Annotated in this window: 7 protein-coding genes and 5 pseudogenes; 6 read left to right on the plus strand and 6 right to left on the minus strand. The window is 32.5% G+C overall.

The genetic code is table 11. The annotated features are described in order from the left end of the window. Positions 1-683 precede the first annotated feature (683 nt). Together BPMYX0001_RS31705 and BPMYX0001_RS26970 are read right to left on the minus strand one after the other, a co-directional pair. A pseudogene (locus tag BPMYX0001_RS31705) lies at positions 684-1,016 on the minus strand (DDE-type integrase/transposase/recombinase); the annotation flags it as partial. A gap of 93 nt (positions 1,017-1,109) precedes the next feature. Continuing rightward, positions 1,110-2,339 carry a helix-turn-helix domain-containing protein gene (locus tag BPMYX0001_RS26970; RefSeq protein WP_033799453.1) on the minus strand — a complete coding sequence of 410 codons (1,230 nt, stop codon included), beginning with the start codon at positions 2,337-2,339 and terminating at the stop codon, positions 1,110-1,112. Between the two features lie 301 nt (positions 2,340-2,640). Between BPMYX0001_RS26970 and BPMYX0001_RS26975 the strand changes: the two genes are divergently transcribed. The 6 genes and pseudogenes from BPMYX0001_RS26975 to BPMYX0001_RS35145 all read left to right on the plus strand — a co-directional run. Then, complete coding sequence (locus tag BPMYX0001_RS26975; RefSeq protein ID WP_244268561.1) at positions 2,641-2,811, plus strand: cell surface protein; 171 nt, start codon at positions 2,641-2,643, stop codon at positions 2,809-2,811. 36 nt (positions 2,812-2,847) lie between these two features. Continuing rightward, complete coding sequence (locus BPMYX0001_RS32825) at positions 2,848-3,000, plus strand: hypothetical protein (protein WP_006097352.1); 153 nt, start codon at positions 2,848-2,850, stop codon at positions 2,998-3,000. A 181-nt stretch (positions 3,001-3,181) separates the two neighbouring features. After that, entirely contained in the window at positions 3,182-4,030 is an 849-nt protein-coding gene (licT, locus tag BPMYX0001_RS26980; RefSeq protein ID WP_006097353.1) for a BglG family transcription antiterminator LicT, read from the plus strand. A 127-nt stretch (positions 4,031-4,157) separates the two neighbouring features. Then, positions 4,158-5,993, plus strand: coding sequence for a beta-glucoside-specific PTS transporter subunit IIABC (locus BPMYX0001_RS26985; RefSeq protein ID WP_006097354.1), 1,836 nt, complete (start codon positions 4,158-4,160; stop codon positions 5,991-5,993). Positions 5,994-6,064: 71 nt separating this feature from the next. Further along, positions 6,065-7,480, plus strand: a complete 1,416-nt coding sequence (gene bglH, locus BPMYX0001_RS26990; RefSeq protein ID WP_006097355.1) for an aryl-phospho-beta-d-glucosidase — start codon at positions 6,065-6,067, stop codon at positions 7,478-7,480. Positions 7,481-7,697: 217 nt separating this feature from the next. Further along, a pseudogene (locus BPMYX0001_RS35145) lies at positions 7,698-7,832 on the plus strand (ribbon-helix-helix domain-containing protein); the annotation flags it as partial. Positions 7,833-8,049: 217 nt separating this feature from the next. On the opposite strand, the pseudogene BPMYX0001_RS26995 reads toward BPMYX0001_RS35145, so the two are convergent. The 4 genes and pseudogenes from BPMYX0001_RS26995 to BPMYX0001_RS33435 all read right to left on the minus strand — a co-directional run. Continuing rightward, a pseudogene (locus BPMYX0001_RS26995) lies at positions 8,050-8,565 on the minus strand (restriction endonuclease); the annotation flags it as partial. A gap of 305 nt (positions 8,566-8,870) precedes the next feature. Continuing rightward, positions 8,871-9,524 (minus strand): annotated as a pseudogene (locus BPMYX0001_RS27000) (YqeB family protein); the annotation flags it as partial. Positions 9,525-10,712: 1,188 nt separating this feature from the next. Beyond that, positions 10,713-11,000, minus strand: coding sequence for a hypothetical protein (locus BPMYX0001_RS27005; RefSeq protein ID WP_006097359.1), 288 nt, complete (start codon positions 10,998-11,000; stop codon positions 10,713-10,715). Positions 11,001-11,012: 12 nt separating this feature from the next. Beyond that, positions 11,013-11,274: pseudogene (locus BPMYX0001_RS33435) on the minus strand (pre-toxin TG domain-containing protein); the annotation flags it as partial.

The following is an 11,274-nucleotide window of genomic DNA, read 5'->3' on the forward strand; positions in this document are numbered from 1 at the left end:
TTTGCTATGTAGAAACTTAAAACCAATTTTGTACAAATATGATACTTTTGTGATTCGAGATCCCTTTTTTAAAAGTAACTGAATATTAAGAATTTTAAAGCCAACATAATGTTACTTGCAACTTTACTAAACTCCTATTTAGTGTAATTTGCCCCTTTCTTAGTGGTCGTACCAGTTATGTTATTTATTAAAACATTAAATTTCCGATGCGTATATAGTAAGATTTTGTCGTAAATAGTAGAATTTTATCTTATGTATTTGATGATTTTATTGTTACATACTTAATATGAGTGAGAGGATATTATACTAATAAAATTAATGATGAATTCTATTGTATTAATTATAATGATTACAACTTAATATATACAATGAAAAAATAACTATATTAATTTAGAGGAGGTTAGTTTTTATTTTAGAAAAATACTTATAGAATAATTTAATGGTATTACTTATACTTTTTTACCTTTATTTGGGTATGTATAATTGCATAAAATGTAGATATATTAAGTAATATATGTTATATTATTAAGTTTTATGGAATAATTTCCAATATTACTATTAATAAATACTTAATTTATCACGCTCTTTAATTTACCATATTATTCAAAAACATCTTTATATAGTCATAAAAAACCTCTGAAATACAATTCATTCCAACCACCTCAATACTTAACATGAAAATAATAAAATGGATTCTTATCGATCCGTTATAACAAGAAGTTTTAAAACATGAAAAGGCCGCAAAGCTTTCTTGAAAAAGCGCTTTGCAGCCTTCTGGTTTCTTGTTTCACTTGAAGAAAATTGGTTTGTGTTTCCTTTCAAATTAACATCATGATATAAATATATCCATTGCCCTTTTACTTTGATATATGTTTCATGGACTCTTCAAGAGTCATTGGTTTGAGGTGAAATCAGATTCATTTGTCCAATTCAGAACCATGCTGATGAACGCAACGCATAATAGTTGTATAAGAAATGGATAAACCCCGTTTCTCCATCATTTTCACAAAATCACGTACCCTTTCTAGAGTAATAGAAACAGTATGCTCAAGTTTTAGAGATTACTTACACGTATATTAAAGTTTTTGCACCAGAAACAGATTCTAAGCTTATATTACGGTATATTTTTCACGATACTGTCTAGGAGTCATGTTTGTAATTTTTTTAAAAACCTTTATAAAATAACTTTGGTCATGAAAGTTAAGCAAAGTACAAATATCTAATAATGGATATGTAGTTAGTGTTAATAATTTTTTTGCTTCTTCTACTCGTTCCCTTTGAATATATTCACTTAAAGGAATTCCCACTTCTTTTTTAAATAATTTAGATAAATAAGTAGGGGTAATCGCCAAATAATCAGCGAGTTCATTGAGAGATATTTCATTGTAAACATTTTTTCTAATATGATTCAGGCATGCAGTAATCGTTTTTGAATACTTTTGCGCATTGTATTCTTTCACACGATCTGCAAAAGTACGTAAAGCGTCTCCTGACAATCGCTTTACAGAGTCTACGTTATCTAGTTGTTCCATAGTTTGTATATACAAAAGACTAAGAGAAAAAGCAATATCTGATGGAAGGTTACCATCTATCGCATATCGAGTAGCTAGAGTAATCGCAATAATTCCAAGAACCTTTTGGTTTCTGAGTGGATCTGCTGCTAAAACAATCCCATCACCTTCTTTTGGAATTGCATACATATATTGTAATAACTTTTCTTTATTTCCTTCTTTGATTGCTAAAAAATAATTATGTACTAATGCCATGTTGTGAGTTTCAGGATTATTTTGTCGGCGTTTTAAAATATATAAATCAGGTTTCACAATTTTATAGGGAACTTCCTCTAGCAATTTATTTTTTTCTAAAACGATACCTACATCTAACTTTTCATTGAAAATCATGTAATGTAATAAGATTCCGATATCAATTAAAGTAGTTTTTTTAATCTCAGGTAGGCACTGATAATAGGCTAGCCTTTCTTGAATTTTATTATTTGAGTTAAATTCTTTCCGAATTTTAAAGGTTATATCACTTGAGCCCTTTGGATGTATAGTGGGACCGATTATAATAGACCCTTTTATATAATCATGATTTACTATATGAATTAGGACGAAATTTTCAAGATAACTGTTACATCTGAAAAGTGGGAAGTTATTGGGATCATTTTCTTGATAAATGTCACTAAGATGTTCTTCTTTAGAAGAATAAAATGGACTACAGACATCATCAGAAATAGAATGATATAAGATTTTTTTGTCTGTAGATAAAATATGAACAGGTACATTAAAGGCTTTATGTGCGAGATCACACAAGTGTTGTATGTCGATGGAATTATTCATTACCTTCTCCTTTTAATTAGATTAAATGATAAATTTTCACATTGTTCCTTTATAGATTCATAAATTATTTGCCGTCAGGTATAACTCAAGACAAAATATTACTATAAAATATCAAAATAGTACAATTTTCGACAAAATATCACTATATTTTTTGTGAGAATCATATATTATTTATTTGTAATTAGTATCTAAATATCGAAATAGATAGGAAAATGGTGAGAGACACTTTATCTGCGTGGAAAGAAATAAATCTTTTTCTTGTAATTTTCTAAACGACAGTGAAATGAGCGGAGATAGTTTCTTGATTCTACAAGATCAAATCATAGAATCCGATAAAACAGTGAAGAACCTACAAAATACAATTACAGAAATAGGGGATGAACTGGCGTATACGATTCGAACAAGAAATACGCTTCTTGCTAGTCTTGTGAAAAATCTAGCCATTGCGGATACATTTCCAGAAGGATTGTAATATGTCCGAGGCACATGACAGTTAGATGGCCAAACAGTGACAGATGCATTCGACACAGACAAGGGTGAATTTGATGCAGGAAAAGCAAACGGAAAATTTGGAGATGTGACAAATACAGAGTGGCATACAGTGGTATCGAAGCTATGCATATGGTTAAAAAAGATCAACCTCATTCAAAAAAACTCTTGAAAACGTTATCAAACATAGTTATAATACAAGTGGATAAAGATAAACAGTAATTGAATACTTTTCACACAGGATTGTGACTGTTCGGCAGGCAAAACCTAAATTCATACCAAGAATACAATTATGCTGTATTTTTGGTATGAATTTAGGTTTTTTATTTAGGCTAATAAGTAGGTGATGATATATGAAAATCAAAAAAGTATTAAACAATAACGTAGTCTTAGTAGAAAATGATAATAATACAGAAATGATTGTCATGGGTAAAGGTATTGCTTTCAAAAAAAAATCGGGCGAAGATATTGATCCTTCCCAAGTTGATAAAACATTTGTTTTAGAAGCAAAAGGTTTAACAGATAAATTAGCCCATCTCATTAACGAAATTCCATCCGAACATTTGGATTTATCGGATGAAATTATCACCTACGCTAAATCAAAGTTACCTGGAAAAATTGGTGATAATATTTATCTTACCTTAACCGATCATATTAGTTTTTCAATTTCTCGCTTTCAACAAGGTTTCATACTCAAAAACGCGTTGCTTTGGGAAGTAAAGAAATTCTATCGCAATGAATATGAAGTTGCCTTACACGCATTACAAATCATTGAAAGGAAAACTGGTTATAAGCTACCTGAGGATGAAGCTGGTTCGATTGCTCTTCACCTCATTAATGCTCAACAAAACCAAAATGATATGGAAGACACGATGAATATGACGAAAATGGTAAATGATGTTCTTACTATCGTTAAATATCATTACGGTTTAGAGCTAGATGAAAATTCAATTAATTATAGTCGCTTTGTTACTCATTTAAGATATTTTGCCTATAGACTGACTCATAATCAATCTACTATTGAAGGTGAGAAAGAATTATATGAACAAGTAAAGGCAAAATATCCTGAAGCTTATCAATGTACCCAAAAGGTAAAAGCTTATATTGAGTCTACTTATGGTAAAAAAACAAACAAAGATGAAATGCTTTATTTAATGCTTCACATTAACCGTATTAAATCACGAGAAAGACATAATAATTGAACCACAGGATTGTGACTGTTCGGCAGGCAAAACCTGAGTTGATTTTTCTTATTCGAGTTCATTATTTCGAATAAGAAAAATCAACTCAGGTTTTTTTTATAAAAATAAAATTAAAGGAGTGCTATAAATGAGCTATACAAGCTTAGCTAAAGAAATTCTCCAACATATTGGTGGAGAGAATAACGTCAATAGTTTAGAACATTGTGCTACACGCTTACGCTTTAAAGTAAAAGACAGCAACAAAGTAAATAAAGAAGCATTAGAAAATGTGAAAGGTGTTATTAGCGTTGTTCAAACTGGTGGCCAACAACAAGTAGTAATTGGTAGCCATGTTTCTGATGTATTTAAAGCAATTAATAAAATCGGTAACTTTTCAAAAGATGCTAATGAAACATCTGAAGAAAAAACATCGCTTTCTGGAAAAATATTTGAATTAATTTCTGGTACGTTTACTCCATTACTAGCACCGCTTGCCGGAGCAGGTATGCTGAAGGCTCTTTTAGGCGTATTAGTCATGTTTGATTTGTTATCAGATAAAAGTGGTACGTATGCTATTTTATCTGCCGCTGGTAATGCTATTCTATACTTCTTGCCTATTATGATAGGTTTTACTTTAGCTACGAAATTAGGAGCTAACCCATACATGGGTGGTATTATTGGAGCCGCTCTATTAGAACCAAACTTTACAGCTTTATTAGCTAATGGAGATACAAGCTCATTCCTAGGAATACCAGTTATCTTGATGGACTATTCTTCTCAAATCGTACCATCATTTATCTCAGTACTTATTTACGCTCAATTAGAGAAATTCTTGAAAAAAGTTATATACAAAGATTTACAAATGTTCTTAGTACCAATGCTTTCATTAATGATTATCGTACCATTAGCTGCTATCGCATTCGGCCCTTTTGGAACCTATGTAGGTAAATCGGTTGCTACAGGAATTAATTTCTTAAGTGAACATAGCGGACTATTAACTGGGGCTGTTGTTGGTGGTACCATGGTTTTCCTTATTATGTTTGGATTACATTGGGCTCTTGTTCCAATGAGTATCGAAAACTTAATGAACGGTGGAGACCCAATCGACCCAATGTGGGCTGCAAGTACATTTGCTCAAACGGGTATCGCACTAGGTATCTTCTTAAAAACAAAAAACAAAGAAACAAAATCTCTTGCCGGTTCAACAGCATTAACAGGGATACTTGCAGGTGTAACAGAACCAATTCTATACGGATTAATTGCAACTCATAAACGTACATTAAAATATGTTGTTATTGTCGGAGCAATTGGTGGTGCTTTCATTGGGGCATTTAAAGCTGAAAACAATGCCTTTGCCCTTCATTCTATATTTACACTAAGTGGTACAACTACACCATGGCTTCCATATTTCTTAATGATTATCATGACAGTAGGGGGAGCAGCAGCCTTAACATATTTCTTAGGTTACGAGAATAAAGAGGAACTACAAAATACAGAAACATCTAAAGAAGCTGGTGCAACGGTTGTAAAAAAAGAAGGAATTGTAAGTCCTTTAACAGGAGCCATTACTCCTTTAAACCAAGTAAAAGATGCTGTATTTGCATCTGAGGCAATGGGAAAAGGGATTGCGATTGAGCCAACTGTTGGTGAAGTCCATTCACCAGTAAACGGTGTCATTACAACGCTCTTCCCTACTGGACATGCTGTTGGTATTACATCAGATGATGGAGCAGAAATTCTTATTCATATTGGAATTGATACGGTTCAATTAGAAGGAAAATATTTCAATGCACATGTTAAAACGGGTGACAAAGTAACAAAAGGGCAACATTTAATCGACTTTGATATGGAAAAAATTAAAGAGGCTGGCTACCTTGTAACAACACCTGTAATTATTACAAATACTGCACAGTATACGGATATCATTGAAACAAATAAAGAACAAATTACTAAAAATGAAGATTTATTAACTCTAATATTTTAATAATATCTAGCTGATTGGGAATGAACTATGCTTATTCCCAATTGGTTGAACATATTTTGGAGGGACACATAATGTTGAATAGCTTCTCAAAACCGTTTCCAAAAGACTTTTTATGGGGTGGTGCAACGGCAGCAAACCAAATAGAAGGTGCATACCAAGAAAAAGGAAAAGGCCTTTCTACAGCAGACATATTACCACATGGTGTTTTTAGCCCACAAGATTATTCAATGGAAGGCTATTATCCTTACCACACTGCAATTGATTTTTATCACAACTATAAAGAAGATATCGCCCTGTTTGCTGAAATGGGCTTTAAATGCTTCCGGATGAGTATTGCATGGACTCGTATTTTCCCAAATGGTGACGAATTAGAACCAAATGAAGAAGGCTTAAAATTTTACGATGACATATTTTCTGAGTTAGCAAAATATAACATTAAGCCTATTGTTACCATTTCTCACTATGAAATGCCACTCGCTTTGGTGAAAAATTATGGTGGTTGGAAAAACCGTAAACTAATAGAATTTTATGAGCGCTTTGCTAGAACTCTTTTTACTCGCTACAAAGATAAAGTAAAATATTGGATGACATTTAATGAAATTAATTTTGTTATCCATGCCCCATTTACTGGCGGTGGACTTGAGTTTGAGGAAGGAGAAAATGTAAAACACATACAATATCAAGCGGCTCATCACCAATTTGTTGCCAGTGCCCTAGCAGTAAAAGCAGGTCATGAGCTTATTCCGGATAGCAAAATTGGTTGTATGCTTGCCTATGCTCCAACTTATCCTTATTCTTGTAATCCAGAAGATGTGTGGACAGCCATGATGTTAGATCGTGAAACAGTGTTTTTCACAGATGTACAAGTACGTGGATACTATCCTTCCTATACGGAGCGCTACTTTGCTGAACATAATATTACAATTAAAGTGGAACCTAGTGATGAAGAAATTCTTCGTACTCATAAAGTAGATTATTTAGGCTTCAGTTATTATAACAGCGGTACGGCCTCTGCAACTCCTGAAGAACATAAGACTTCTGATGGTAACTTACAATTAGGAGGCGTAGAAAACCCATACTTAGAAGCATCTGAATGGGGATGGGAAATCGATCCGAAAGGCCTTCGAATTGCTTTAAATACGTTATACGACCGTTACCAAATTCCTTTATTTATCGTTGAAAATGGTTTTGGTGCTGTTGATATTTTAGAAAATGAGTCCGTAAATGATGATTACCGTATTAGCTATTTCCATGATCATATTGCTGAAATGAAGGAAGCTATCGCTGATGGTGTGGACTTAATCGGTTATACTACATGGGGGCCTATTGACCTTGTAAGTGCTTCTACTGCTGAAATGAAAAAACGTTACGGATTTATCTATGTAGATAAGGATAACGAAGGTAATGGAACATTAAAACGTTACAAAAAGAAAAGCTTCAACTGGTACAAGCAAGTCATTGCTTCTAATGGTGAAGATTTAAATTAAGAATGTATAAAGGATGGTCTTAATCAAAGATTGATTACGATCATCCTTTTATATTTTGTATCTTTAGAGGTCCTACCACACATCCATCAACTTAAGGATTTAGACTATTCTTGAAGTTAAAAGCACGTTACTATTCTCTTATGTTAATGAGAAAGGGTGACGTGCTTTTTATGAATATGCATCAAAAACAAGAGCTGTCTTTATTTGCCGAAGAGTTATATCGATATATGTCTCTTTAGTTACTTTTACAAAAGAACAAGTTAAGCAAATAGAAAATTATTGGCATGAAAATAAGCTGAAGAATCGAAACGAAGCAATTCGTCAGATCGTAGACAAAGGGTTAAGTCGTAAATACTGGCTACCCTTTTTATTTTCCCTAAAAAACCTAAAAACGCATTTAAATTCCCTTTCTCCCTTTACATGCGTTTTTATAACAAATATGACTTATTATATTAATAACTACATCAAAACGCCATACAACTAAATCTGAAGGGTCATTTTTCAGTTAAACTGATTTTTTTCATGTATTCTTTAAACAAATGAAAAAAGAGCCGGATTTTCATCACAGCTCATGTATGAATTGGTTCTGTATGTGTACATGTGGGATATTGTGAACAGCCAAAAAACTTATTTCCTGTTTTATTTGAATTACGAACGACTAAATCATGTTTACATGTTGGACATTTCCGTTCTGCAGGTTTTACCCCTTGATACACATCTTCAGCCGAATATTCGGGATTGATTTTATTAATCAATTTCTGAAGTTCTACACGATCGATTAGTTTTACATGACAAGCTTCCGCTAATTCTTTCGCCTGCCTTGTATACACACTGTTCGTTACAACCCAGCCCTCATTTGCTTTGTAATAGGCTTGTGCTGCATATATCTCTTGTACGGCACTAATGCCGACTCTATTTTTCATCCCGTAGCGTTTTGCCTGGATTACAATACGATTTTTCCCCTTCAATATCAGATCCGCTCCGAAATCATTTGACTGTTTTGTGACTGTTGGAGAATAACCCAACACTCGAAAGAGAGCTTTTAGGTATACTTCGAATTGATGTCCGTCCATTTTGTCTATATGGCCTCACCATATCATGCCCATCAACTTAAGAAATTAATTGTTCCCCCAAAACAAAAAAATGAGCTGAATTCTATAAATAACTATTAAAAGGTGAAATTTTCATTTTTGGGTGGTTCCAAATCCTTAGCTTGATGAACATGAGGCATCGCCAGCATTTCGGAGAATAGCCACGATTAGGATTATTTACATAGTAACAAATTCCAAAAAAGAAGACGATAAACCCGTCTCCTTTATCTATTACCATGGAAAATCAGCTGTGTTGAAATAAAGTTCGATTAAAAATAGCATACAATTCGAGTCAAATGCTAAACATCAAAATTAGCATTTTGGGCAAGTCTCACGTACTGACCATTTCTTTCATCTCTAATGACAGCTCCTAACTGAGCTAAATCTTCTCGTAGATATTTAGCATCTACCTTTTTCTTTTCTTTCAATGCACGGTCTCTAGCATAAAGTAATACATTAATTTTTTCGGGAAAATCAGTATGTCCTAAAGCCCATCGCTCATATTCGCTACTAAATGGATCAGTTTCATACCATGGATATTGATGCTTATTAAAAGCTTCTCGTACAGTATCCTTCTTCACTTCAATAACTTCTCTATATAATTCATTACTCTTTTGCCCAAGGATAATTAAATGCTTATTTTCTATATAGATTGCTAAAATATCCTGTTTCTCAATGACATTTATTTTTTCTCCAAATTTTAATTGTAAATTATTGTAGGAAATTGTGACTTCGAGACTCTCATTTAAAATAATAAAGCCTAATAATAAACCTGCTATTGTTCCAATAACGGTGGCAATACTTGAAACCCATAAGCTGTTAAAGAATGTAATGAGTAAAATTAACTTCTCCATTGGAACTACTGGAAGTTTTAGTATCCAATTGGCAATGATGGGAACAAACCAACCAATCAAACCACCTAATATCATGGGTACTAAAACAATAATTACTTTTTGGGGCTTACTATGTCATGCCCATCAACTTAAGAAAAGTAAACACCCCCAAAACAAAAAAATGAGCTGATTTCTCAAAATAACTAACTGTAGAGAAAGAAAATTTTCATTTAGGGGGTACTTCAAAACCTTAGCTCGATGGCGATGGGGTAGCACCCCATTACCAAAAATAAAAGGTCCTAACATATTAGTCATATATAATATGTAGGGCCTTTTATTTTAAGTTTTTTTGGGGATTTAGGTCTTGATAACGTACAATTTTCCCGAAATGATATGGTGACCCCTAATATGTATCACCCTTTATTTTTTATGACTTTTTACGTTTTAGGTATTGATCATTTCAAAACAGTACATCTTTATTTTAAACCGACACCTTCTTATAAAAAGTAGGCTTTTTTCATTACTTTTAAACCCCTTTATTAATATAGAAGTCTTTGATTGAAAAGATAAAGCATCTTATCTTTTTTAGAAACGTCGCAACTTTATTCAAAACTTCGCGTCTTTCTTAAAAACATCGTGCCTTTGTTCCAAACCCACATCAAGGCCTTTCATATTACCTAGATAACTAATTTTTACATAATAAAAAGATACATACTATATTTTTACGTGTTGTGGTTGTGGGCTTGGTTGTTGAAAACTTAAAAATAGAAATGTCAGATGGTTTTTGGAATTTATTGCAGAATGTCTTCTGTAAATAAATATGATAGTATCTACAGGCTGGGTATTCATCATCTATAAAACCAGTAACTTTATCCAGATAACGGCTTCCTTTATTTATAAAAGAAGCCGTTATTTTTCATTTGTGAATTTCCATTTATTTTACATCTGAAGTTATACCTAATTTTAATTTTAATTACTTTTAAAATTCATTTCCATTAAAAGAAAGCGAAATATAACCATAGAAAATATACATTTTTCTATAGTTATTATTCGGTTTCTATAAATCTCAATTCTAATTTCATTAAAAAACAATATAAAGTTACGTTTCATTGTAAATTTAAGAACCATATTTTTACATTGTGTAAAGCAAAAAAAAAGAACCCATTATGGATTCTTTTTTTGCTTTACGGGGTCACTATACATTGAACTGCCCTCCAATTGTTAGACTGTGTCTAACAATTGGAGGGCAGTTCATTTGGAGTTGGCTTTTTTATTTACTATTCTCTTTGTACAATAAATGAGTAGCTGTTATCTCCATCGCCATGCGATTGTTGTATCTTCGATGTGAATAGCTGGAATATCAATTCCTAGATATTTCCCCTCATTTTCATCGAAAATAGACCAATTTTCATCGTCTAGAAATTCAGGATTGATACTTTCAAAATCAAATGTACTATCCTCATCTACCATTTCACGAAAATATTCCTGAAATGGTTTACTATTATCATTTAAATGTATTGTTCCATACATCCATGGTGTTTCTACAAAAACATCTGTGATTTCGCCTATTTTAGTATCTTTAAAGTATAATTTCATATTTGCACCTTCTTATTCATGAATTTTGAAATAGTCTTTTGGTATTTCACCTTTTATCAAATACTCATTGTCTCTTTTAGTCCACTTTAGAGCAAGATTTTTCCAATGGGGTGTCGTTATTTTATCTTGTTTAATTAAACGCTCGATTTGTTTTGGACTTAAGATTGCTACATCTTTTACATCTCCATTACGGATTGCTGTTTGTAAACCATTAAAGTCTAGTTCGATTGAGTTATCTCCATACTTTACTGTCGCACCGCTATTAGGGGTATCG

The organism is Bacillus pseudomycoides DSM 12442 (genome assembly GCF_000161455.1).
GTDB lineage: Bacteria > Bacillota > Bacilli > Bacillales > Bacillaceae_G > Bacillus_A > Bacillus_A pseudomycoides.